Annotated in this window: 23 protein-coding genes; 15 read left to right on the top strand and 8 right to left on the bottom strand. The window is 45.9% G+C overall.

Translation table 11 applies throughout. From position 1 onward, the window contains the following. Positions 1-3: 3 nt before the first annotated feature. From fliJ to fliF, 5 genes are read right to left on the bottom strand one after another with little or no spacing between them, the layout of a single operon-like run. Entirely contained in the window at positions 4-477 is a 474-nt protein-coding gene (fliJ, locus tag A28LD_RS02350; RefSeq protein ID WP_007419454.1) for a flagellar export protein FliJ, read from the bottom strand. Beyond that, positions 474-1,856 carry a flagellar protein export ATPase FliI gene (fliI, locus tag A28LD_RS02345; RefSeq protein ID WP_007419453.1) on the bottom strand — a complete coding sequence of 461 codons (1,383 nt, stop codon included), beginning with the start codon at positions 1,854-1,856 and terminating at the stop codon, positions 474-476. Before fliI ends, fliJ begins: the two co-directional genes overlap by 4 nt. Next, a complete protein-coding gene (locus A28LD_RS02340) occupies positions 1,853-2,599 on the bottom strand; it encodes a flagellar assembly protein FliH (RefSeq protein WP_007419452.1) in 747 nt (248 codons plus the stop codon). Before A28LD_RS02340 ends, fliI begins: the two co-directional genes overlap by 4 nt. Continuing rightward, positions 2,592-3,623 carry a flagellar motor switch protein FliG gene (gene fliG / locus A28LD_RS02335; RefSeq protein WP_007419451.1) on the bottom strand — a complete coding sequence of 344 codons (1,032 nt, stop codon included), beginning with the start codon at positions 3,621-3,623 and terminating at the stop codon, positions 2,592-2,594. Before fliG ends, A28LD_RS02340 begins: the two co-directional genes overlap by 8 nt. Then, the gene (gene fliF, locus A28LD_RS02330) at positions 3,610-5,415 is read right to left on the bottom strand and encodes a flagellar basal-body MS-ring/collar protein FliF (protein ID WP_007419450.1); all 1,806 of its coding nucleotides are present in this window, start codon (positions 5,413-5,415) and stop codon (positions 3,610-3,612) included. The genes fliG and fliF overlap by 14 nt, the downstream gene beginning before the upstream one ends. Positions 5,416-5,685: 270 nt before the next feature. Between fliF and fliE the strand changes: the two genes are divergently transcribed. Beyond that, positions 5,686-6,021: a flagellar hook-basal body complex protein FliE gene (gene fliE, locus A28LD_RS02325; protein WP_007419449.1), complete on the top strand. Its 336-nt coding sequence runs from the start codon at positions 5,686-5,688 to the stop codon at positions 6,019-6,021. A gap of 111 nt (positions 6,022-6,132) precedes the next feature. On the opposite strand, the gene A28LD_RS02320 is transcribed toward fliE, so the two are convergent. The 3 genes from A28LD_RS02320 to A28LD_RS02310 all read right to left on the bottom strand — a co-directional run bounded on the left by A28LD_RS02320 (position 6,133) and on the right by A28LD_RS02310 (position 8,312). Next, positions 6,133-6,480, bottom strand: a complete 348-nt coding sequence (locus tag A28LD_RS02320; RefSeq protein ID WP_007419448.1) for a flagellar protein FlaG — start codon at positions 6,478-6,480, stop codon at positions 6,133-6,135. Positions 6,481-6,589: 109 nt separating this feature from the next. Continuing rightward, positions 6,590-6,985 carry a thiol-disulfide oxidoreductase DCC family protein gene (locus A28LD_RS02315; protein ID WP_007419447.1) on the bottom strand — a complete coding sequence of 132 codons (396 nt, stop codon included), beginning with the start codon at positions 6,983-6,985 and terminating at the stop codon, positions 6,590-6,592. Positions 6,986-7,205: 220 nt separating this feature from the next. Further along, entirely contained in the window at positions 7,206-8,312 is a 1,107-nt protein-coding gene (locus tag A28LD_RS02310) for a FliC/FljB family flagellin (RefSeq protein WP_007419446.1), read from the bottom strand. A 243-nt stretch (positions 8,313-8,555) separates the two neighbouring features. On the opposite strand from A28LD_RS02310, the gene A28LD_RS11830 reads away from it, so the two are divergent. From A28LD_RS11830 to A28LD_RS02240, 14 genes are all read left to right on the top strand, one after another. Further along, on the top strand, positions 8,556-10,355 hold the full coding sequence (locus A28LD_RS11830; RefSeq protein ID WP_007419445.1) for an HD domain-containing phosphohydrolase: 1,800 nt from the start codon (positions 8,556-8,558) through the stop codon (positions 10,353-10,355). A 156-nt stretch (positions 10,356-10,511) separates the two neighbouring features. Next, positions 10,512-11,861 (top strand): flagellar filament capping protein FliD, encoded by a 1,350-nt coding sequence (gene fliD / locus A28LD_RS02300; protein WP_007419444.1) that lies wholly within the window; start codon positions 10,512-10,514, stop codon positions 11,859-11,861. 63 nt (positions 11,862-11,924) lie between these two features. Further along, positions 11,925-12,335 carry a flagellar export chaperone FliS gene (gene fliS / locus A28LD_RS02295; protein WP_007419443.1) on the top strand — a complete coding sequence of 137 codons (411 nt, stop codon included), beginning with the start codon at positions 11,925-11,927 and terminating at the stop codon, positions 12,333-12,335. Continuing rightward, on the top strand, positions 12,287-12,691 hold the full coding sequence (fliT, locus tag A28LD_RS02290) for a flagellar protein FliT (RefSeq protein WP_007419442.1): 405 nt from the start codon (positions 12,287-12,289) through the stop codon (positions 12,689-12,691). Before fliS ends, fliT begins: the two co-directional genes overlap by 49 nt. A 47-nt stretch (positions 12,692-12,738) precedes the next feature. After that, positions 12,739-13,716 (top strand): flagellar hook-length control protein FliK, encoded by a 978-nt coding sequence (fliK, locus tag A28LD_RS02285; RefSeq protein ID WP_007419441.1) that lies wholly within the window; start codon positions 12,739-12,741, stop codon positions 13,714-13,716. Next, positions 13,706-13,975: an EscU/YscU/HrcU family type III secretion system export apparatus switch protein gene (locus tag A28LD_RS02280; protein WP_007419440.1), complete on the top strand. Its 270-nt coding sequence runs from the start codon at positions 13,706-13,708 to the stop codon at positions 13,973-13,975. The genes fliK and A28LD_RS02280 overlap by 11 nt, the downstream gene beginning before the upstream one ends. 431 nt (positions 13,976-14,406) lie before the next feature. After that, positions 14,407-14,709 carry a flagellar transcriptional regulator FlhD gene (locus A28LD_RS02275; protein WP_007419439.1) on the top strand — a complete coding sequence of 101 codons (303 nt, stop codon included), beginning with the start codon at positions 14,407-14,409 and terminating at the stop codon, positions 14,707-14,709. A gap of 33 nt (positions 14,710-14,742) precedes the next feature. Further along, positions 14,743-15,288: a flagellar transcriptional regulator FlhC gene (gene flhC, locus A28LD_RS02270; protein ID WP_007419438.1), complete on the top strand. Its 546-nt coding sequence runs from the start codon at positions 14,743-14,745 to the stop codon at positions 15,286-15,288. Positions 15,289-15,455: 167 nt separating this feature from the next. Then, entirely contained in the window at positions 15,456-16,319 is an 864-nt protein-coding gene (motA, locus tag A28LD_RS02265) for a flagellar motor stator protein MotA (protein ID WP_007419437.1), read from the top strand. Between the two features lie 5 nt (positions 16,320-16,324). Next, positions 16,325-17,263 carry a flagellar motor protein MotB gene (motB, locus tag A28LD_RS02260; RefSeq protein WP_007419436.1) on the top strand — a complete coding sequence of 313 codons (939 nt, stop codon included), beginning with the start codon at positions 16,325-16,327 and terminating at the stop codon, positions 17,261-17,263. A 136-nt stretch (positions 17,264-17,399) separates the two neighbouring features. Beyond that, positions 17,400-18,602, top strand: coding sequence for a flagellar biosynthesis protein FlhB (flhB, locus tag A28LD_RS02255; RefSeq protein ID WP_007419435.1), 1,203 nt, complete (start codon positions 17,400-17,402; stop codon positions 18,600-18,602). Further along, a complete protein-coding gene (gene flhA / locus A28LD_RS02250) occupies positions 18,599-20,683 on the top strand; it encodes a flagellar biosynthesis protein FlhA (protein WP_007419434.1) in 2,085 nt (694 codons plus the stop codon). Before flhB ends, flhA begins: the two co-directional genes overlap by 4 nt. After that, on the top strand, positions 20,680-22,827 hold the full coding sequence (gene flhF / locus A28LD_RS02245; RefSeq protein ID WP_007419433.1) for a flagellar biosynthesis protein FlhF: 2,148 nt from the start codon (positions 20,680-20,682) through the stop codon (positions 22,825-22,827). The genes flhA and flhF overlap by 4 nt, the downstream gene beginning before the upstream one ends. Further along, positions 22,820-23,305: a hypothetical protein gene (locus A28LD_RS02240; protein WP_007419432.1), complete on the top strand. Its 486-nt coding sequence runs from the start codon at positions 22,820-22,822 to the stop codon at positions 23,303-23,305. The genes flhF and A28LD_RS02240 overlap by 8 nt, the downstream gene beginning before the upstream one ends. Positions 23,306-23,320 lie beyond the last annotated feature (15 nt).

Raw genomic sequence — 23,320 nt, 5'->3', positions numbered from 1 at the left:
CGGTTACTCCTTGTCGGCATCAGAAATGAGCTTTAAATGCCCACCCCGAATATGTTGGTTATTGGCAAACTCATCAGTTTGCACTTGTTCTTTACGCGCCGCTGTTTGGCGAGCGGCAGCAAGGCGGCGATCAGTTAAGGTTGTAAACGACGTTAACTTGCGCTGTTCTTGTTGCCAATTTTGTTTACTTTTATCCACCAAGTTATTTTGTTGCTGCAATGCTTGGCTGGCCTTCTTAATCGAATCATCTAACGACATCAAAAATTGTCGATAATTATAAAGTGTTACCGGGTCTACACCATCAAGCATAAGTTGTTGTAACTGAACCGCATATTCATCGCGGTAGTTCACGAGCATTTCTTGGTGGGCTTGAATTTGGCGTTCGTTGGTGCGTTCAGTGGCAAGCAACTGCCCAGCTTTATCGCGAGCCTCTTTGGCTAGATCAGTTAGCGTATCAAGTGCTGTAGAATCGCTCATTGCGCCCCTCCAAACAGATTCGTTAACGCACTAATGGAAGCTGAAGAATCAGCACCTTGGTTGTGCGATTGCTGCAAAAATGATTCTAACTTAGGGTACATCTGGACGGCTTGATCGAGCACCGGATCGTGCCCTGGGCTGTATGCACCAACGCTTATCAAATCACGATTTCGTTGGTAAACCGAGAATAGCTTTTTAAATTGCTGAGCTTGTTTCATTTGCATTTCCGCCACCACAGCCGGCATTACTCGGCTAATCGATGCTTCAACATCAATTGCTGGATAGTGGCCTGATTCCGAGAGTGCTCTTGAGAGCACAATATGACCATCAAGAATAGCTCGCGCCGAATCGGCAATTGGATCTTGTTGGTCGTCGCCCTCAGTAAGCACGGTATAGAATGCGGTAATCGATCCACCACCTTTACACCCGTTACCTGCACGTTCAACTAATGCCGGTAACTTTGCAAACACCGAAGGTGGGTAGCCTTTAGTTGCTGGTGGCTCGCCGATGGCAAGGGCAATTTCACGCTGCGCCATAGCAAAGCGCGTGAGCGAATCCATGATTAACAGCACGTTCAGGCCTTGATCTCGATAATCTTCAGCAAGCCGAGTGGCATACGAAGCGCCTTGCAAGCGTTGTAACGGCGAAGTATCGGCAGGAGCCGCTACAACAACAGCTCGCTTTAAACCTTCTTCGCCAAGAATATTCTCGATGAAATCTTGTACTTCTCGGCCACGCTCACCAATTAACCCAACCACAATAATATCCGCAGCTGTATAGCGTGCCATCATGCCTAAAAGTACCGATTTACCTACACCCGAGCCAGCAAATAGGCCCATGCGTTGGCCACGGCCAACAGTAAGTAATGAGTTAATCGCTCGAATACCAACATCAATGGGCTGCTCAATTGGGGCTCGGTTCATTGGGTTAATGGAAGGCGTTGCTAGTGGAGCAAACTTTGCCTCTCGCAGTGGGCCTTTGCTATCAAGTGGCTTACCGTTGCCATCCACAACTCGCCCAAGCAAGCTAGTACCGATCGGGAAACGCCGGCCTTCAAATGGGCCATGCTCTTGTAGAGGAAATACTCGCGCACCCGGTGTTAAACCATGAATTTCTACTAATGGCATTAAAAATGAACGTTCGCCAGAAAACCCAACCACTTCCGCTTCAATAAACTCGTGGCCGCCTTCAACTACGATCTCGATACGGCAAGCACTGCCTAGGGGCAACTCTAAGCCCACCACTTCAAGTACCATACCAGTGGCTCGTATTACCCGGCCGCTAGTTCGAAAGCTAGGCAAGTTGGATACACGCTCTTGAACTTTGTTCAAAACGTGGCTCCAATCTTTGCCGAAAGTGCTTTCGTGGGTATCTTTCACGTTTCACTGTTCCCATTTCGTTGCCGAACTTGTGCGCGAACTTGTTCCCACCGAGCTTCCCAAGTAGCATCACGTTCGCCGCTTTGGCTTACTAAGCGGCAGCCGCCGCGTGTTAACCGCTCATCTGACACTAATTTCCACCCAGCCGCATGAAGCTCATCGTGCAAGTGCTCTTCTATTAAGGCGAAATCTTCAGGGTTCACAAACAAGCGAGGCTTGTTAGTAAAAGTAGGCTCTGAATGGATTAACTCGCGTACTATTTTTAGCACGGTTTCTGGTGTTTCATCCAAGCTATCGCGCGCTAACTGAGCGCCAACTGCTAACGCCAACTCAACTAGCTCCTCGGAAATATTTTTATCAATACCTTCTACTGCAGCACTAAACGCTTCCGCTAATTGGCGAACAGGCATTAATGCGGAATCAATAGAGGCTTGTTTTTCGGCTTCAACTTCTGCTTTTGCCGCTTTGAGGCCTTGTTCATAGCCAGCTTGATAACCGCTATCGCTGCCTTCTTTATGGCCTTGTTCCCATGCTTCTTGGCGCGCTTTTTCGCGCAAAGCGTTCAGTTCTGCATCGCGAATAAAGCCCTGTTTAGCTTCTTCGCTTAACGGATCTGGCTTCATTCGTGCACGGCGCAATTCATCTAAATCCCAGCGGTGCCATTTTTCACCGGGAACCACTTTAGTTTCCGCAAAATCGGAAGCTTCAGCTTTAAGGTTCTCAGGTGAAAAAGGCTTAAACATAGGTATCGTCTCCGCTGCTGAGCATGATCTCGCCCGCATCGGCTAAGCGGCGTGTTGCGGCCAAAATAGCCTTTTGCTCGGTTTCCACTTGTGAAAGGCGAATTGGGCCGCGTGTTTCCATCTCTTCGCGAACCAATTGCGCTGCCCGTTGCGACATGTTCCGTAAGAATTTATCAACCAGTTCGTTTTCAGCGCCTTTAAGTGCAATAACCAATACGTTGGTATCGATTTGTTTAAGCAGCACTTGAATACTGCGGTCGTCGAGGTCGATAAGGTTTTCGAACAAGAACATTTCGTCGATAATCTTGCTTGCCAATTCGTCGTTGTAGGCACGAATGTTTTCCAATGCGGTATCTTCTTGGCCTGCACTCATCAAGTTCAAAATTTCTGCAGCAGTTCTTACGCCGCCCATTTTGCTTCGCTTTAAGTTTTGTCCATCTAACATGCCACCCAGCACTTCAGTAAGCTCTTGCAATGCAGCTGGCTGAACGCCGGTAAACGTAGCTACGCGCAACACAACATCATTACGTAAACGCTCTTCGAACAACTCAAGAACCCCGGCTGCTTGCTGACGATCTAGGTGGATAAGTATTGTGGCAATGATTTGTGGATGCTCATCACGAATTAATTCGGCAACTTCAGGAACATCCATTAGGTTAAGCGCATCAATGCCATAATTTCCGGCTTTTTGATCCAGCACATCCTCTATTAATGTAGAGGCACGCTCACTACCAAGCGCTTTGGTAAGTACTGAACGGATATAACCATCATATTCATCAACGGGTGGTGAATTTGAGAGATCTTCATGGAACTGCTCAAGAACCCACTTAATTTCATTGCGAGAAACATTTTGTAAACGCGCCATTTCTTTACTGATACGTTGAATTTGTTGCGGCGTGAAATGTTTAAAAACATCTACAGCCGTATCTTCATCAAGTGAAAGTAAAAGAATCGAGCTCTTGCGCAACCCCGTCATATTTTCGAAGTTACTTGTTTCAGTTGTTGTCGTATCAGTCGCGGACATGTTCATCCTCCGTTAGCCAGTTTTGCACGATACGTGCAACTTGACGCGGCTTCTGGCGCGCGATTTCTTGTGTTTTCCGCACAGCATCATCGTACGCTGTCATGTTTCGTTTTTTCGGCCAATTGAAGGTCATAGCATCACCTTCTTCGCCTTCACGTTCCGCATCGTCATCTTCGTCGTCATCACCAACTACAGCGCGTAAACGACCAGCTGGCTTGCCTTCCGCTGCGTCATCTTCGTTATCGACTTCATCGGAATCGCTAGATTTCCCTTTCCCTTTCCCTTTTACTTTTACAAATCGACGATTAATCATCGGGCGAAGGATAAGTAGATAGAATAATAGAATTCCCAACCCAGCCAAAACATAACGACCTCCTTGGATCATCAGTTGCTGAGTATCAGGCTCTTGCCACCATTCGCGATCTTCGATAGCTAGTGGGTCGGCGGAAGTAACAAAGCGGCTATTTACTATTTCTAATTGATCACCACGCGCTTCGTTGTAACCCATAGCCTGTTGAACCAACCGTTCAACTTGTGCCAATTCGTTTTCCGTAAGCGGTATACTAATTGAGTTACCTTCTTCATCAATGCCACTACGGTGGTTTACTACAACGGCTGCAGATAAACGCTGTAGGCGCCCACGTTGATGTTGAATGTGAGCAATATTACGATCTACTTCATAGTTCACAATATTATCTTGGCGCACATTCCGGTTATTCTGGTTTTGTTGGTTGCCTACCGCTTCAGCACCCTCAGCACCTTCTTCTGGCGCTTCAATTGGAGCGGTAACTACGCCGGGTGGTGTATTGGTTAGAGCGCCTGGTACGCCGCCAACAAAATTGCCATCACCTTGTAGTGATAGATTGCTTTGAATACTGCGCACTGCTGCGGTTTCAGGAGTTTGATTTGGGCTATAAGTTTCTGAAGTTTCTTCGATACGTGAAAAATCTATCTGCGCGGTTACACGCGCGTTTAAATTCTGGCGGCCCAAAATGGGAGTTAATAATTCTTCGATACGGCGTTGATAAGTGCGCTCAACTTCTTCGGTATAGCTTAGCTCTGTGCCAGTTAAATCACTGCCTTGGCCATTGGCTGAAAGAAGGTTGCCTTGCTGATCAACTACGGTAACGTTATCAGCAGTAAGTTCGGGTACTGAGCTAGATACCATGTGAACAATGGCATTTACTTGGCCTTCGCCCAATGCACGGCCAGCATGCAAGTTTAGAATTACCGAAGCTTTAGCTGGTTCACGGTCGCGAACAAAAACAGAAGGCTTAGCCATTGCCAAATGCACACGAGCCCGATTCACTGGGCCAAGCGATTCCATTGAACTTGCTAGTTCACCTTCGAGCGCGCGCTGAAAGTTAACTTGCTCAGCAAATTGGCTGATACCAAATGATTGGTTATCCATTAAACTGAAACCGGCGTTTCCACCTTGCGGCAAACCCTGTTCGGCCATACTCAAACGGATGCGGTGAACTTGATCGCCAGGAACAAGAATGCTCGTGCCACCGGCTGAAAGCTGATATGGAATACGCTGTGCTTCCAACTCAGTCACTATTTGGCCACCGTCAGATTCACTTAAATTGCTATATAGAACACGATATTCGGGGGTAGTAGCCCACATAATTAAGGCAATCACCACAGCAATAAAGGCGGCGCCACCAATTAATATAGGAAGAATCGAATTACCACGGAGTAACCCAAGCATTTTTTCCAGTTGATTACCGGTGCTTGGGTTTGCCGTGGCTGCATTCGGTGCAGGCGTTTGTTGGTTTATCGTAGATTCCATGGGCTCTTTGCGCGTTAGAGTTAAGAATTTTAACTACCCCAACTAAAGGTCAGGGTATTTTCATGAGTAGCATTATCGCTATTTGAAATGAAACCAAAGGGGTAAAAAGGGCACTTTTTTTGCTTTATTTAAACCGTTCAATTTGATTTTTCATTGCTAATCTGTGCTCCATCAAAAAGTAATCATCGAGATTTGTTAGGAAGTTATGGCAAATGCCAAAGCTTCGAATATCACTTCGAGATTGCCAATATTGCAGGCGAGGATAATGAAATGAGTGTTGCAGGTATTCAATCAGCGTTACAACAAATGCAAGCGGTGCAAACTCAAGCCACCGGGCAAGTTGCGAATCCAAAAGCGCTCGGTGCTGCCGGCGCGGTAGAGAAGGGGGGCTTTGCGAACGAGCTGCAAGCTTCTATTAATCGTATCAACGAACTACAACAAGCTTCGGCGGCAAAAACCACAGCATTCCAACTTGGCGATCCAACTGTTTCGTTAAATGATGTAATGGTTGATTCTCAGAAGGCGGGCATTGCATTCGAAATGGGCGTGCAGGTGCGGAATCGTTTAGTGAATGCTTATAAAGAAATTATGAATATGAACGTTTGATATACGTTGATTCATGAAAAAACAGCAAAAAGCCTAGGCCACTTCGAACGTGATCTAGGCTTTTTTGTATTTATATGTGTTCGTGCTTGCTCCCAAGCTACATAAACCGGCTTAGGCTTCGCGGTTAATCAATACACCACGAACATTTGCGAGTTGTTCTGCTGCACGCAATACTTCTTCAGTAGGTATTTGCCGAATTACATCGCCAGATTTGGTATCGATGATTTGCACTACAACCGGTTTACCTTCAGAGATTTCAAACTGCACGCCATAAGGATTTAACACTTCATTTATTTGCTGCAATGGCGGCACTAAATCTTCCGCACTAACTTGCTGTGCTTCCGCGTTTGCGCCTTTCTCTGCTGGTAAATGTTGCATTACTTTGTCAGACCGTTGCTTTTCTGAAGCTGCAAATGCAGCAGCCCAGTTGCCGGATAGTTCGCTAATTGGTGTAGTCATTTATAGTGCTCCTGTGCTGCACTGGTTTTGCCGATTAAACGTATTATCGGTTAAACCTAAATTAACTTTAGCAATTTATTACTCGTTTCACCAACACCTTAAAAAAGCGTTAATCTATTGAGCACTGTTCACAGCGAGATCTCCCAGTAAGCACCTTGGATATCTGATTACGATTACGAGCAAAGAATAGATAAGCTTTATCGGCGAACCAACGTATAACCGGCCAACGCAAAGGTGCCGTAAGCCAACCGCGCCCAACCAAGCTCCAAGCGGAATGAGTAACATCAAGGCCATAAATCATTACACCCTGGGCGTTCATGCCATGTAAAATTTGATTCGCATTTTCTACGGAAATATCTGGGTAACGGGTTTGGAAATCATCCACTAGAATGTCTTCAAAGGCCATCTTGTTATCGCGATCTAAGCGCTTCAAGTGCTTCATTTCTCGCACACACAGTGGGCAACCGCCATCGTAGAATATTGTCAGTGCTTTATCTTTGCTCATTAGGGAACCTTAAGTTTGAGAATTTTGTGTGCTTTAGCCTTATACGGGTTTCACACTGTTTTAGATGAAGATGAAGATGAAGATGAAGATGAAGATGCAGAGAAACGAAAGGTTGAGGAGCGGAGTTTAGTGTTTTGTGGAAGTAATTTACATCGAGATAGCAAAAAGGCGCCCGAAGGCGCCTTTAAAGTATGCGTGATGGGAATTAACCCCGCATATATTAACCTAGTAGTGACAGTACAGACTGTGGCACCTGGTTTGCTTGCGCAAGTACCGAAGTACCAGCCTGTTGCAAAATCTGTGCACGAGTCATGTTGCCAACTTCTACTGCGTAATCAGCATCTTCAATACGTGAACGCGCTGCTGCCAGGTTAGTTTCGTTAGTTTGCAAGTTAGTAATTGCAGATTCGAAACGGTTTTGAATAGCACCGAGGTCAGACCGAAGGGTATCAACTTCTGATAATGCTTCATCAAGTGACGCTAAAGGGTTTTCTGAGCGCGCTTCGTTGATTGTTGCAGTATCGGTGTTGATAGCTACAGTCAATCTACCGTCGCCTGCACCAGCTGCAGTTTCGTTAGTAAACGTAAAGTCGGCAGCGGTTACCGCTACTGAAACATTGTCGCCTGCTGCATTAGTACCTTGTACGAAGTAGTTACCGTCAGCATCTTGCGATAAGCCTGTAGCAGTGAAGTCACCGGTGCCGCCATCATTTATCGTGACATTAGCCGCTGCAACATCGGTACCATCGCCAGCTTGAAGATCACCGTCAGCGTAGGCCGTTAATCCCGCAGGATCAAAGCCATCAACGTTGAAGGTTCCCAAGTTTAACGTAGCAGAAGTTATTTCACGTAAGTTAACGCCTATAACTTCTCCGTCATTTGCACCTACTTGGATTTGCAATGCTTGGTCGCTAGAAAGAACTTTAACGCCGTTGAAATCAGTTTGTTCGGTTATACGATCAATCTCACCTAAGCGCTGATTAATTTCGGCTTGGATTGAAGTTAAATCGTCTTGAGAGTTAGTGCCGTTTTGCGCTTGAACTGATAACTCACGAATACGTTGCAAGTTGTCATTTACTTGGTTTAATGCACCCTCAGCAGTTTGAGCCACTGAGATACCATCATTCGCGTTACGCTGTGCTTGGGCTAAACCAGTGATTTGTGAAGTCATGCGATTTGCAATAGCTTGACCAGCTGCATCGTCTTTAGCACTGTTGATACGCAGGCCTGAAGACAGACGTTCCATAGAAGTTGCTAATGCTGATTGCGACTTCTGAAGGTTTTGCTGACCAATCATCGAAGTGATGTTTGTATTAATTACTGACATAGTCTTATTCCTTCTGTTTTCATAAATGGCCGGCGTGTTGGCCTGCCGTCACCCCTAGTTATCGGTGAGTGGTAAAAAAACTTTAGCAATATTTTAGAAAAACTTTCCGAGATGCGTGTTTACGGAGTTTGTCTATAGTTTTTTCAGTTTATGCCGATAGCATTAAAGCGCACATCACGATATATAATGTGGTGTAGGCTCACCTTAGCGATAACATAAAAAAAGATAGAAGGAACTTGGCGCGTGGAAGAAGAAGAATACTCACCCGTATCGAGTAAAATGGAAGTTTCCGCCTTACTTGAAACAATGACACAACCTGGAGCGGCGCAAATTCGGCTTAATTCCGCCGAAGCGAAAGCGTTTCCGATTGTTTTGTTGGATCTCGAAGACGACGAATATGTTGAGTATGATTTAACCGCCATCCGTGAATTAGCGCCAAAATTGCGCCGTGGCGTTGAGTTTATACTGCTGGGGCAAAGCCATGCCGGTATGATTCGTTCAACGCCGATGAAAATGACCGAGTTTTCAGAAAAAGATGGCCGTTTGATTTGTAAATCGGTTTGGCCGGAAGGTTTAGATTTACGGCAACGGCGTTCTGCATTCCGAGCGCAGTTGCGAATCGGCATGGATGTAGGTATTCGGTTACGTGCTGAGGAAGAAGTTAAAAAGCGCGATAAAACCGATAAAACCGATAAACAAAAAGAAAAGCCGTTAAAAGAAGACGAAGAAAACAAAGAAGCGAAAGAGGGCGATGAGGTTACCGAAGTAGCCGAAACGCGAACTATGGAACTGATGGGTGATTTAAAAGACCTTTCAGCAACTGGCGCTTTAGTTGATTTCTTTGCCCAAGATGGCGCTTCAAAAGTAATTAATCACATGCGCTCCGAGCTAGAGATATGTTTCCCTGATGGCACGGTATTTCCAATCGTTGCTGATGTCCGCCACATCAAAACTGATCCCGATCGGCAAGTGCTAACGGTAGGCTTTGAGTTTACTAATGTAAGTAAAGCCGACGAAAAACAATTATGGACCTTTGTTCGTGAAATAGAACGCGAAGCTTCGCGTAACGCGGGCGAAGGCTCTTCAAAAACTCCCTCGCCGTTATTTGAAGTAAAAGATGAAAATGTGGCTTTAGGCCGGCGGCAAGGGCACAAGTATCCAACACCCATCGCTAGAAGGCTGGCGCGCATTGCCGGTTACTTAGATAGCCAAATGGTAGCGTTACGGCAAGGTCAAAAAATTAACTCTGGCCAGTTATCCGCACATGCAGATAAATTACTCGATATCATCAAAGATGATCGTGAGGGCGCGTTATTCGCATTGCGTTGTATTCATCGTGAATCTGCTTGGGTTATTCATGGTTTAAGTGTAGCAATACGCTCTGTAGATTTAGCGCAAAGCGGCGCAAAACTGCCGCGGGAGCTTGAAAAAGCTATTGTAGCGGCTGGCATGCTGCATGATTTGGGTAAAGGTATGTTACCTGGGTCATTGTGGCGCGCTAGCACGTTAAGCCGTGATTCCTATTTGCGTATGCAATCGCATGTGGCACTGCTAATGAACCAAATGGATAACTGCAAGTGGCTTGCTCCAGCAGTAGTGCAGGGTGTACTTGAACGCATAAATGAGCGGCTTGATGGTTCTGGTTATCCGCTTGGGCTCAAGGGTAATGATTTAGGCCAACTTTCTCGAATGGTATCTGTTGTTGATGCGGTAGATGCAATGTGTAGGCCGCGAGCAGATCGTGCCGGGCAAACTACAGAAACCGCATATCGGTATTTACTGGCTAATACCAACCAATTCGATTACGAGTGGATCGAGCGCTATATTCGCCATTTCGGCATGATTTCTGTGGGCTCACTGGTGAAGTACAAGCTAAATGATCAACTGGCTTGGGTTACCGGCCTTGATGAAAGGCGCCATATTCGCCAAGTTATTCTTACTTCACATGATGGGCCACCTGATACTGAGCTCGAAAAGCCGATTGAAGGCAGTGCTTTAACTGTTCTTGGTGAAATTAAAGAAGTGCTAGAAACCGATTTCTAAAGTTTAGGGCTTAATGGCCGATAAATTGAATAAGCAGTTTTTAATAGGGCTTTTTCAGTGATTGCTACTGGAAAAAAGCTGACAAAATAAGCATGTTGTTGTTAAACGAGCTATAATTTTGCTCAAACAACAAGTGCAATTGCAAAAGGTAAAACAATGGCTTCCATTTCTGCATTAGGTATTGGTTCTGGTATGGACCTCAACGGGCTTCTCGATCAGCTGGCAGCAGCTGAACGTCAGAAGCTGCAGCCTATTACGCAACAGAAACAAGCACAGCAAGCGAAAATTTCCGCTTACGGCCGCTTGGAAAGTGCATTATCAACTTTTCAAGATGCGGCTGCAAAGCTAAATAAAACCGATACTTTCCAGGGTGTAAGTAGCGCGGTAGCCGGTTCTTCCGTGAACGCTGCAGCTAGCTCAACAGCCCCTATCGGTAGTTATCAAGTAAATGTAATTGACCGCGCTGAAGCTTATAGTGTGGCAACTGCCGGTGTGGCAAGCCAAACCGATAATCTTGGCGGTGGAACACTTTCCTTTACCCTTGGCAGCGGTGAAACTTTAGCGGTTGATATCGACCCGGCGCAAAGTTCGCTGCAAAACATTCGTGATGCAATTAATACTGCAAATGGTGGCGTGCAAGCTTCAATCGTTAACGATGGTAGCGGCACTCCATATCGCTTGGTGTTGAGCTCGCCAGAAACCGGTACTGACGCAGCGATTTCCAATATTAATTTTGGCGCATTGGGTGCAGACTTAGCGCTTGACGCAGCCACAGAGCAACAAGCTCAAAATGCGATGTTGAATGTGAATGGCATTACTATTACCAGCCAAAGCAACCGTGTTGAAGGTGCAATTCAGGGCGTAACCTTAGATTTACAAGCCGAAGGTTCTTCAACGGTATCAATTACTCGTGATAATGAATTAACCCAGAAAGCGGTTACTGACTTTGTAGACAAATACAATAATTTGCAAAGCCTTATTGGCAACCTTACGCGCTTTGGTGGTGAGAGCGGCAATAATGGCCAATTGCTGGGTGATTCTACGCTTCGAAACGTACAACAGAGTATGCGAAGTATTATCGGTGAAGGGGTTGATACGGGAAATGCGCGTATGCTGCGTGATGTCGGTATTGATCTGGAACTCGATGGTAAATTAACTTTGGACGAAACCAAGTTTAAAGAAATGATTGCCAACAATATGAGTGATGTAAGCACGTTCTTCGCGGGTACTTCAGCAGGCGGCGGTTTAAGCGGAAAAATTGATCTAAGCATTACTCAGTTATTACAAAGTGACGGGCCGATTAAGAACACCACCAAAGGTTTGCAAGATAGCATTGGCAGACTTGACGACAGATTTGTGCGCATGGAAGAAAGTATAGGGAAAACCATTGATCGATATCGTACACAGTTTTCTCAACTCGATTCCATGATAGCGAACATGAACTCAACGAGTAACTACATAACACAGCAATTTGATATGTTAAATGCTCAGTTGGGCCGTAAGTAATTATAAATAATCAGTAAAGGTAGTACCGGTTGTGCTGGGAAACCATAAGATAGGAGAACAGTTATGTATGCAATGCGCGGAGCAGCGGCTTATGGCAGAGTGAGTGTTGAAAGTAATGTTCTCTCAGCCAGCCCACACCAACTGATCTCGATGTTATTCGATGGTGCTCAAGCTTCGATTAAAGCGGCAAAATTGCACATGGCTAATGGCAATATTGCGGAAAAAGCGAAAGCAATATCAAAAGCGATGGATATTGTGAACAGTGGTTTGTTGGCCGCCCTTGATAAAGAAAAAGGTGGCGAATTGGCAGAACGCTTAGAGAGCCTCTATAACTACATTTCGGGCTTGCTGATGAAAGCGAATATCCATAATGATACTGCGAAGCTCGATGAAGCAGCAGAACTACTTCTAAATATAGGTTCAGCATGGAAAGAAATTGGACAGCAGGCAGCATCAGCGAAGCAGGGCGCGTAAACGTGGGCGCTCGTGCGTATTTGAAACCGGTAATGGATGGGGCAGAAGTGATTAGTGCTTATGAACGGCTATTAGAATTCTCTTCCACCATGCTTGAGCATGCGCGCGAAGATGATTGGACCAAACTTATCGAAAGCGAAGTGGCTTATGTTAGCGAAGTTGAGCGGTTACAAAAGCATGAGCTTGATGCCATGTTAACCGAACAGCAGCAGGAACAGAAACTTGTGTTCTTAGACACGCTATTGAAGCAAGACAAAGAAATTCGTCAGCGGTTAACACAGCGCCGTGCTGAATTAGAAAAAATGCTTTCAACGGCATCGAAAAAAAGAAAAGTGGATAACGCGTACCTTTCTTAATTTATTCAAGCATTGGTTTTAGTACGAAAGATTAACGGAGGTGTAGGATGAGCGGCATTACTCCGTTACTTGATACGCTGTTACACCAAGTTCTCGGCCCCAAGGGCGATCTTACAGCGCAAAAAAACTTAAACCAACCTGTTCGTCCGGTAGATCCGGGCGAGGGGCCGCGCGCGTTACAAAGCGATTCACGGCTCGATTCTAGAGCTAATTCGCAAGCGCATGCTGTGCAACCCCATTTGCGTACTGGCAGCAAATTAGCGCAAGCAACCTATCAACAAATTCAACCTAACTTACCAAGCCCTCCCTCTGCGCAAATAGCTCTTTCGAGTGCCGGCAAAACTATTGCCGATGTGCTTATGCAATATCCAGCTCCGGGTTCAACGATTCGCCCTGGCGTACCTTTGATTCAATCTGGCGAAACTATCACAACAACACTTTTGGCAGATAGGCTTGATTCGAGTATTCGCAATAGTGGTGTGTTTTACGAAAGCACGTTAGGCCGTTGGTTTCGTGGCGAAGTGCCGCGCTCAGCGCTACAACAACAACCACAAATGCAAAATATTGCCCAGCCGCAGGAAGGTCGAGTTCTTACAGGGCCAGTTCCCGAAGCTTTACAACCGATCGTTCGCCAGCAGCTTGAAATGTTAACTACCCCAGTTTTGCGTTGGGAAGGCGATTTGTGGTCGGGTATTTTTATGGCCTTGTTTCTGCAGCCAGGGCAGGTTGAACCTCGCAATCCTTCAGAACAAAACCAGCAAAGTGATAAAAACAAAGATCGCAGCTGGCGCTCGGAGCTAGAGCTCACTGTTCGGGGGTTGGGTGCACTTTCTGTTGGGGTGCATTTAAAAGAGAAGCACCTGCACCTATTGTTTGTGGCTAATGATGATGTGGTTGCCAAGCTAGAATCAAAAGAGAGTATTTTACGCGATAGGTTACGCAAACTCGGGCTTTCTGAGGTTACGGTTGAAACTCGGCAACGCGAGGATGATTCTGCCGTTGAGGCTGAAAATAATGAGCGATAAAAACTGGGACAAACGCCGTGGAGCGGTAGCACTCGGCTATAACCAAGCGAATCAACCGGAAGTGCTCGCGCAAGGGTATGGTGAATTTGCTGAGCGAATTATTTTTGAAGCGGAAAAGCATGGCATATTCGTTCATGATGCACCCGAGCTTGTCGGCCTATTGATGCATTTAAACCCAAATGATTACTTACCTGATTCTTTAAAAGAGGTTTTGGTAGAGCTTTTAGTATGGTTGCAAGAAGTTGCGGATGATAATTAGGCCTATGCATACAAGTGAATCACAAAAATATTAGCCTGTATTTATTTAAACTAGTAAAACTCAATACCCACGTTTGGTACATTATCTCTAAGAACTCCCGTGAGCTTCAATTTCGAGGTTTCTGTAAAATTTCAGCCTGTCTATTTTATAACCTTAATGTTCAGCAATGACTTACAGTCTTTACAAACATTTAGGGTTTCCCCCCACATATTTCTGGATTACCATAGGTTATAAATTTATTGTAAACCTAATGGCTAAAGATCATAACGTCATGGTTTGACGGATAGTTCGATAGCCTGTATCAATAACATATGGTTAACAGAAGACAAAAATAATAGTTAATCAATTTGATGCAAGTGTATATTTATTATACATAAACATCTTTATTATATGCGCTCATTCTCCATCGGAGAGGCACAGGGGATTAGATTTTGGAAACCACAAAAACAATTGAAGAGTTCCAAGAACTCAACCTCGCATATTTGCTTCTGATACAGAAAATGCTTTCAGAAGATCGCGATTCCGCAATGTTTCGGTTAAAGCTATCGAACGAAATGGCTGATTTGATATCGTCGATGTCGGTTCGCGAAATTACTTGGTTGGCCACTCAGGGGCAGTTTGTACTCCGCCCTTGCGCTGATAATGCAGAGCAATTAGCCCATATTTTGCGCAGCAAACGTGAAACGGGTTTAACGCACACGCATCTTGCAATGTTAATGGCCTCTACGCGCTAACATGCGATTAGAGAAGCAGTAGGGTGTAACGCTTTGTCAGAAAAAAAGCTTCTTGATGAAATGAATCAAGTTCAGCTAGCTATTGAGCTAATTGAATTAGGGGCACGGCTACAAGTATTAGAATCAGAAGTAGAGTTAAACCGAGGCCGCTTAGTTCGCCTCTATAAAGAAGTACGGGGAGAATCTCCTCCGAAAGGCTTGTTGCCTTTTTCCACTGATTGGTTCATGACCTGGCTACCCAACATCCATTCTTCCTTATTCTATTCTATCTACCTCAAGCTTTCTGATAGCGAGAAAATAGATCGCATGACGGCATTTACGAAAGCCTATCGTTTATATAATGAACATGTTGATTCTACCGGTGGCGAGCAAATATTGGGCTTAACCCGAGCTTGGACACTATTGCGTTTCTTTGAAAGTAATATGTTTCAGCTTTCTACCTGTAAACAATGTGCATTACCTTTCGTAAATCACGCTCATACACCGGATGATGAATACGTGTGTGGTATTTGCCAACCGCCTTCCCGAGCAGGAAAGCCGGGTAAGAAAAAAACTAAGCCGAAACTGAAGGAATCGTAGTTTTTTCGGCACCCTACCCGTGAAGAATACGTAAATTAATACTTAAGTTTTTCCTGCGAAAGCCGATAGCTAATAAACACGATTAGTTTAAGCAATTTTTGCATGCTCCACTTAGTATTGCATGGTTAGCGAAACTACCTACGAAAGTAATAAATGAGGGGTATCTGGTGCTCATCGCGATTGGGTTTTTAGTTGTTATTTTCTCTGTCTTTGGCGGCTTCTCAATGGCCGGCGGGCAGCTCGGGCCGTTATGGCAACCATTGGAAATCGTAATGATTGGTGGGGCCGGCGTAGGTGCGTTCATTGCAGCAAACAATGGCAAGGCGATTAAAGCTACCTTTAATGTTACCAAAAAATTAAAAGCCACCACCAAGTACAACAAAGCGGTGTACATGGATTTAATGGCTTTATTATACAAGCTGCTTAATAAAATGCGCCGTGATGGCATGTTAGCGGTTGAACGCGATGTTGAAGAACCACAAGAAAGTGTGTTGTTTCAGGAGCATCCTGCGATTCTGGGCGACGATATGTTGCGTAATTTCATTACCGATTACCTTCGCCTAATGATCAGTGGCAACATGAATCCACATGAACTCGATGAGCTAATGCTGCACGAAATTGAATCCTTTGAGATCGAGGCTCATGTGCCGGCAGATGCGATTGCTAAAGTAGGTGATGCGATGCCAGCCTTTGGTATCGTTGCCGCTGTATTAGGTGTAGTAAAAGCACTAACCTATGCCGATGCATCTGCTGATGTAATGGGTGAGATGATTGCACACGCATTGATTGGTACGTTCCTCGGTATTCTATTGGGCTACGGGTTTATTAGCCCATTAGCAACCCGGATTGAACGGCAAATTGCTGAGGGCCTGAAATCACTTCAATGTGTGCGCGTAACTTTGATAGCTAGTATGAATGGTTATGCGCCGCAACTCGCCGTAGAGTTTGGCCGTAAGGCACTTGATTTAGTTGAACGGCCATCGTTCAACGAGCTCGAAGATCATGTTCGTGGCAATAAACCTGCGGAGTAGTATATATGGCTGAAGAACATCGCCCGATAATCATCCGCCGGAAAAAGGTGGTTCATGCCCACCATGGTGGGGCATGGAAAATCGCACTTGCCGATTTCATGACGGCGTTGATGGCGTTGTTCTTGGTGATGTGGATACTTTCGATGGCGGATGATGAGCAACGCCAGAGCGTAGCTGAGTATTTTCGAACGCCCCTGGCAGTAGCAATGGTTGGTGGTGATAGAGATAATTCGGCAAGCTCTGCGATTCAGGGTGGTGGGCCGGATACTATGCATTCTGATGGTGAGCGAGCTCGAATTGATTATCGAATGCAAACACGGCCTGCTGATGTGCGCCGCCACTTTCAGAATATTCAACGGCAAATAGAACGAGCTATTCAAGCTGACCCGGTTTTACGTCAACTCGAAGCTCAGATGCGTTTAGATTTAACCCGTGAGGGTTTGCGTATTCAAATGATGGATACCGAACAACGGCCAATGTTTGAAATTGGCTCGCCAACCGTAGCGCCGTATATGGGCCGGTTGTTGAGAACCGTAGCACCAATTTTGAACTCAGTAGATAATGCTTTAACCATTAGTGGCCATACCGATAGCATTCCTTATGCGGGCGGTTATGTGGGTTATAGCAACTGGGAATTATCATCAGATAGAGCAAATGCATCACGCCGTGAATTGATTGCCGGTGGTTTAGATCCGGAGAAATTACTTTCAATATCGGGTGTTGCCGATCGCATTCCATTAGAGGGTGCTAGCCCGCGTGATCCAATGAACCGAAGAATTACTTTGATTTTACATACTGAGCAATCAGCAGAGTTTATTCGCCGTCAGGGGCTCCTGCCTGGCGATTCTGAGGAATTTGAGCGCTTATTGGAAGAAGATTTAGAAGCGGAGCTTGGCGAAGGCGGTGTTTCTTTAGATGAAGATCCGCAAGGCTTTTTTCTCTAGCCCTAATCGTTTGCTTGTAAACAAAGAATAAAATGAAAAGCGCCAATAAACAGGCGCTTTTTTTCCATTCGAATTTCCTTGCCTTCTGGCAGAATATCAGCCAAATCCCCGATAATGCCTAGAGAAACGCTTAAAAATGGCAGAACAGAGTACAAGCGACGATTCTGAAAAAACAGAACCCGCCACGCCCAGGCGCTTACAAAAAGCGCGGGATGAGGGGCAAGTTGCGCGATCTCGAGAATTGACCACTTTTGTGTTGTTGTTCGGTGGTATTATTGGCCTGTGGGGGATGAGCTCGATTCTTTATGAGCAGCTTGGAACGGTGATGGAGCAGGCATTTTTATTTGAACGAATGCATGCCTTTGAGCCCGAACCAATGCTCTCGAAAGTAGCTAATTTAGCACTGCAAAGCCTATATGCATTAATGCCATTATTTATCCTAATGGTGGTATTGGCTCTCGTTGCGCCGGCGTTGCTCGGTGGCTGGATTGTTTCTGCAAAGGGAATGAAGCCGCAATTATCGAAACTGAACCCTGCTAAAGGCTTGAAACGAATATTCTCGAGCCAAGCCTTGGCTGAACTTGGCAAAGCGATAGCAAAAACGGCACTTGTGGGTGGCGTACTAGTGGTGTTTTTGGTTACTCGCCAAGGCGAATATATGGGCCTGATGGGGCAGCCAGTGCAATTAGCACTTACTAATGCATTAAAGCTCGCCGCTGAAGCAGCTGTATTAATGGTGCTTACATTAATTGTAGTAGTGCTAATCGATGTGCCTTATCAGCTTTATAGCCATACGAAAAAGCTAAAAATGACAAAAGAAGAAGTAAAGCGGGAACATAAAGAAACTGAAGGCGACCCGCATGTTAAAGCGAGAATTCGGGCTCAGCAGCAAGCCATTTCTCGCGGCCGCATGATGAGTAAAGTTCCTGAAGCAGATGTAATTATTACAAACCCAACGCATTTTGCGGTGGCTTTAAAGTATGATGATAAAAAAATGGGCGCGCCGAGATTAGTAGCCAAAGGTTCAGATGCCGTAGCGGCAAAGATTCGAGAGCTTGGCGAAGAGCATAATATTCCGCGCCTTGAAGCACCAGCGTTAGCCCGCGCATTGTTCTATAACGTGGATCTAGAGCGAGAAGTTCCTACTGCTTTATACACTGCAGTAGCTGAAGTATTAGCATGGGCATTCCGATTGAAACAAATTAAGGTTGAGGGTGGTGATATTCCGCCAACGCCGAAGAACCTTAGTGTGCCAAAACAAATGGCGGAACGAAAAGTACACCCGCGTCATCAAGATAATGGTGAGCCCACGCAAACTCCCGGGGAGGGGAATGAATGAAGGGGATAATGCCTTCACTGAATCAGTTCGGTAAGTTAACCGACGGCCGTTTGCAAATGCTCATCGGCCCGATTCTGATCCTGATGATTTTGGCGATGATGGTTTTACCATTGCCGCCATTCGTGTTGGATTTACTCTTCACCTTTAATATTGCGCTTGCACTGATGGTGCTTTTGGTAAGTATGTTTGCCGAGAAGCCTTTAGATTTCGCAGCTTTCCCAGCCGTTTTGCTCTTTACTACGTTGCTCCGGTTATCCCTGAATGTGGCATCTACTCGTGTGGTATTGATGGATGGACACACCGGTGGCGATGCAGCGGGTAAGGTAATTGAATCTTTTGGTCAGTTCCTAGTAGGCGGTAATTTTGCTGTTGGCTTAGTGGTATTTTTAATTCTCGTAATCATCAATTTCATGGTTATCACCAAGGGTGCCGGCCGTATTGCGGAAGTTGGTGCGCGGTTCATGCTCGATGCAATGCCGGGTAAGCAAATGGCGATCGATGCTGATTTGAATGCTGGCCTGATTGGTGAAGAAGATGCTCGCCGCCGCCGCACTGAGGTAGCACAAGAAGCAGATTTCTACGGCTCGATGGATGGTGCGAGTAAATTCGTTCGGGGTGATGCTGTAGCCGGTTTGATTATCATGGTGGTTAACATCATTGGCGGGCTGCTAATTGGTACCATGCAGCATGGTTTAAGTTTTGCAGATGCCTCACAAGTTTATATTTTGCTAGCGATCGGCGATGGCTTGGTAGCACAGATTCCAGCGTTGGTTATCTCTACCGCTGCGGGTGTTACCGTTTCTCGGGTAAACACCGACCAAGATGTTGGTCAGCAGATGGTGAGCCAACTTTTCGTTAACCCGAAAGTGATGATACTGGCAGCAATCGTAATTGGTTTACTCGGTTTAGTGCCGGGCATGCCAAATTTTGTGTTCCTTTTGTTTACCGCCACTTTGGGCTTTATGGCTTGGCGCATCATGGTAAAGCAAAAGAAAAATGCTACGGCGCTGCCAGTAGAAGAAGGCCCTGTTGCTCAATTTGAATCGCCGGAAGCGAGTTGGAAGGATGTTCAGCTGGTTGATACATTGGGTATGGAAGTTGGACACCGGTTAATTTCGTTGGTAGATGATCGCCAGCAAGGTGAATTGCTGGGCAGAATTAAAAGTGTGCGGAAAAAGTTTGCACAAGATGTTGGTTTCTTGCCACCCGTGGTTCATATTCGAGATAACTTAGAATTACCACCGAATAGTTATGTGATTACTTTAAAAGGTGGTGAAGTGGGGCGTGCTGATATTTATCCTGATAAGTGGTTAGCCATTAACCCTGGGCAAGTAACGGGCGAAGTGGATGGCATTAAAACTACAGACCCTGCATTCGGGCTGGAGGCTATTTGGATAGAGGCCGGAGAACGGGAGCACGCGCAAATATATGGGTACACAGTAGTTGACGCCAGTACCGTTGTGGCTACTCATTTGAACCACTTGCTACAAAGGTTCTCGGGCGAACTACTAGGCCGTTCGGAAGTTCAACAGCTGGTAGATAAGCTTGCTGAAGAGAATAAAGGCTTGGTTGAAGATGTGGTGCCAAAATGTGTTTCACTTACTGTGCTGCAACGTATTCTACAAAACTTGTTGGATGAAGAAGTTCCAATTCGAGATATGCGCACCATCTTTGATACACTAGCTGAATTCGAGGGGCAGCAGCCAGAAGCTCACGAATTAACCGCACAAGTTCGCTTGGCATTAGGCCGGGCAATTACACAAAAATGGTTTGCTGGCGCACGTGAGCTCCACGTGCTCGGTTTAGACGTGCGGTTAGAGCAAGTATTGATGCAAGCTATGAATAATGGTGGCGCATTGGAGCCGGGCCTTGCCGCTACATTGCAAGAGCAGGCAAGAATTGCATTAGAACGGCAAGAATCGATGGGTGAGCCGCCAGTACTGGTAGTAGCGCATGGTTTACGCCCGCTATTGGCCCACTTCTTGCGCCGACAATTACGTTATTTAGTGGTAATGTCGCAAGCGGAAATTCCTGATGATCGAACGCTGAAAATTACAGCTTTAATCGGAGATAAACAATGAGTGTAAGGCGCTATTTTGGTGCCAATAATCGTGACGCTATGCGCCAAGTTCGTGAGAGCTTGGGGCCTGAAGCCATGATTTTATCTTCGCGCCAGCTTGATGATGGTTACGAGATTTTGGCGATGGCAGAAGACGCCTTGGATGCGAAAGTGGCTGAGGCTGAAAACCCGCCGCCGAACGATTTTGCCGCGCTTGCTCAGCGCTTGTTAAGTGAAGTGCAAGAAATGCGCAGCATGCTCAACAAGCAGCAGAAAAAAGAAACTCCGGCCATACACCCGATTCGCGAAATGGTTAATATTCTGCAAGCAGCAGGGTTTGGTACCGAGCTTATTCGCGAATTAGCAACGGTGATGCCAAAGCAATGCACCGATGTAAGCGCATGGTTACACGAGCAACTTCAGCAACGCATTCAATTACCAAACTTTCCGGCTGAGCTATTTACCGATGGTGTTATTGCGCTAGTTGGCCCTACTGGGGTTGGCAAAACTACCACCACAGCAAAACTTGCCGCACATTACGTGATGCAGTTTGGGCCTGAGCAATTGTTATTAGTAACTACCGATGGCTATCGAGTAGGTGCTCGCGAGCAGCTAAAAATATATGCCGGGCTGTTAGATGTAGATATGCACGCCTTGGAAGAAGGCGAAAAGCTAGATACGCTACAAGATAAAATGCGTGGGAAAAAACTGGTACTTATTGATACGGTTGGTATGAGCCAGCGCGATCAGCGCCTTACCCAGCGTATTGCTGATTTACAAACTGGAACGCAAAGCGCCACTAAAACGCGGTTGGTACTATTGCTAAATAGCGCGAGCCAGCGCGAAAGTTTAGATGAAGTGGTGCAGCTGTTTCAGCAAATGGCAAAACAAACCGATATGGTAATCAACGATTGTATTATTTCTAAAGTTGATGAATCAGTTCGTTTGGGTGGTGCTATTGATGTGTTGATTCGCCATGGGTTGGTATTGCACTTCGTTTCTAACGGTCAGCGGGTGCCGGAAGATTTGGAATTACCAGATATGCCTACTCTGATTAGTTTGGCATTAAATAGCGTTGCCGCGGAGTATGCAGAATTTAGCCAGTGGCTTGCAAATTACAACACTGAAACTGCCACAAGTGGGAGAGCTACATCGAGCACTCTACAGGCGCAGGGAAAAACACTGGCGAGTTTATACGAACAGCTACGCAAAGATTTGCCGGGCTTTGCTAATCTTGAAGAGCTGCTATCTGTTGCTGATGCGCCAGCAGAGCAACAAGCGTTTGGGCTGGAGCAGTGGCAGCAAAAAACTAATGCCTTGGCTGTGAATATAAAGCCACTGGTGATGCATTGGGCACGGCCAAAACCGGTTGCCGGAGTGAAGTGGCATCTTGCGAATCTGCCGGGTAATGCGGAAGGGTTGCTATTGCCACTACCGCTAAATGCCGCAGAACCCCGAGATATTTCCGGTATCAGCAAGCAACTCGAATTACAGCAGCATATTTTCCAACTACTACCAGTAGAAAAAGAATTAGATTGGCTGCAAGAAAAGCAGTGGGTTTCGGTTATCAACCGTAATCAAAGGGTTTACATTAGTTCTGCCAAGAAAAATGATCAGCGGGTAGCGGCATTGGCATTACGCCAAAAAATGCATAAAGTAGCTGTTTCTCAACTGCCCTACCGGGGCGAAGCTGCAAAGTTATCGCTAGGCTATACTTTGGTACGTTTGAGTAGCAACGGTAACGATTATAAGTTGTGGTATGGCGAACTGAACGCAAGCAAACGCAATGCTGATTTAGTGCGCCGATTTTGGTTAACCTCAGCGACGCTTTCTGAGGAAAGTGCCAAAGGCCTAATTATCAAGCAATTGTTAGGTGATGAGGCTGCGAGTTTAACGCGCCAGGCTTTTGGGTTATTGCAGCAAGCGGGGTATGATCATTTGCCTCAAGACGTTTTGGTAGCATTAGCAACAAGTTTAGCGGCGAGTGCCATTCATGTTGAACATAGCATGGTACCGGCATTTAATACGGCACGGCAGCGGTTACTTAGTTTGCCGGGTAAACGTGGTAAAGCTAATGCACAAAAGATTTTAGCAGGTTTAATTCATTTGCTTGAAGCTACAGCGGCAATGCAAATTATGTCGGCAGCAGGAGTTCGAAGTGAGTAGTGATCAAGCCGCCGGATTAAGAGATTGGGCAAATAAAAATAAACCAACCGAGAGTGCGGCATCACCAGGGCGTTCAATGGTGATAATGGGTTTACCTTCGCGCGGCGATGGCGATACTCAAGCGGTGCGCAAACAGTTAAGCGCATTAGCTGAGCAAGGCCGGCGTTGGGTGGGCGACCCTGATTCGTGGGAATTAATTCCTGCGGAATTCGTACACACCGATATGCAAGAGCTTGCACAGCGGTTTCCGCGCTGGGCATTATGGGTTGAACCGGACACAAATGGCTTCCAACGAGCTTATTATGCGTTACGCAAGATGCATTTAAACGATGGACCAAGGCGTATTTTATTGTTACATCCGCCGGTGGTTTCTACTCGTGGTTTAATTAATAACGTTCGTGATTGCGCCCGCAACTTCTTTAATATTGATTTAATTTGCGTGCGTTATTCAAATGAAAATATCAATACTGAAGAGTAAAGCACGTAAACTAGA

Origin of the sequence: Idiomarina sp. A28L, from assembly GCF_000218785.1 — a bacterium.
Classification (GTDB): domain Bacteria; phylum Pseudomonadota; class Gammaproteobacteria; order Enterobacterales; family Alteromonadaceae; genus Aliidiomarina.
This window is presented reverse-complemented; position numbering and strand designations above follow the sequence as displayed.

Coding starts and splice junctions, on each gene's coding strand:
- A28LD_RS02315 (WP_007419447.1), bottom strand. CDS start 6,985: ATGAGCAAAGATAAAGCACTGACAATATTCTACGATGGCGGTTGCCCA.
- fliG (WP_007419451.1), bottom strand. CDS start 3,623: ATGTCCGCGACTGATACGACAACAACTGAAACAAGTAACTTCGAAAAT.
- fliE (WP_007419449.1), top strand. CDS start 5,686: ATGAGTGTTGCAGGTATTCAATCAGCGTTACAACAAATGCAAGCGGTG.
- A28LD_RS02320 (WP_007419448.1), bottom strand. CDS start 6,480: ATGACTACACCAATTAGCGAACTATCCGGCAACTGGGCTGCTGCATTT.
- A28LD_RS02310 (WP_007419446.1), bottom strand. CDS start 8,312: ATGTCAGTAATTAATACAAACATCACTTCGATGATTGGTCAGCAAAAC.
- motB (WP_007419436.1), top strand. CDS start 16,325: ATGGCTGAAGAACATCGCCCGATAATCATCCGCCGGAAAAAGGTGGTT.
- A28LD_RS02280 (WP_007419440.1), top strand. CDS start 13,706: ATGAGCGATAAAAACTGGGACAAACGCCGTGGAGCGGTAGCACTCGGC.
- flhB (WP_007419435.1), top strand. CDS start 17,400: ATGGCAGAACAGAGTACAAGCGACGATTCTGAAAAAACAGAACCCGCC.
- fliT (WP_007419442.1), top strand. CDS start 12,287: ATGGAAAGAAATTGGACAGCAGGCAGCATCAGCGAAGCAGGGCGCGTA.
- flhF (WP_007419433.1), top strand. CDS start 20,680: ATGAGTGTAAGGCGCTATTTTGGTGCCAATAATCGTGACGCTATGCGC.
- A28LD_RS02340 (WP_007419452.1), bottom strand. CDS start 2,599: ATGTTTAAGCCTTTTTCACCTGAGAACCTTAAAGCTGAAGCTTCCGAT.
- fliK (WP_007419441.1), top strand. CDS start 12,739: ATGAGCGGCATTACTCCGTTACTTGATACGCTGTTACACCAAGTTCTC.
- fliJ (WP_007419454.1), bottom strand. CDS start 477: ATGAGCGATTCTACAGCACTTGATACGCTAACTGATCTAGCCAAAGAG.
- flhA (WP_007419434.1), top strand. CDS start 18,599: ATGAAGGGGATAATGCCTTCACTGAATCAGTTCGGTAAGTTAACCGAC.
- fliS (WP_007419443.1), top strand. CDS start 11,925: ATGTATGCAATGCGCGGAGCAGCGGCTTATGGCAGAGTGAGTGTTGAA.
- fliD (WP_007419444.1), top strand. CDS start 10,512: ATGGCTTCCATTTCTGCATTAGGTATTGGTTCTGGTATGGACCTCAAC.
- fliF (WP_007419450.1), bottom strand. CDS start 5,415: ATGGAATCTACGATAAACCAACAAACGCCTGCACCGAATGCAGCCACG.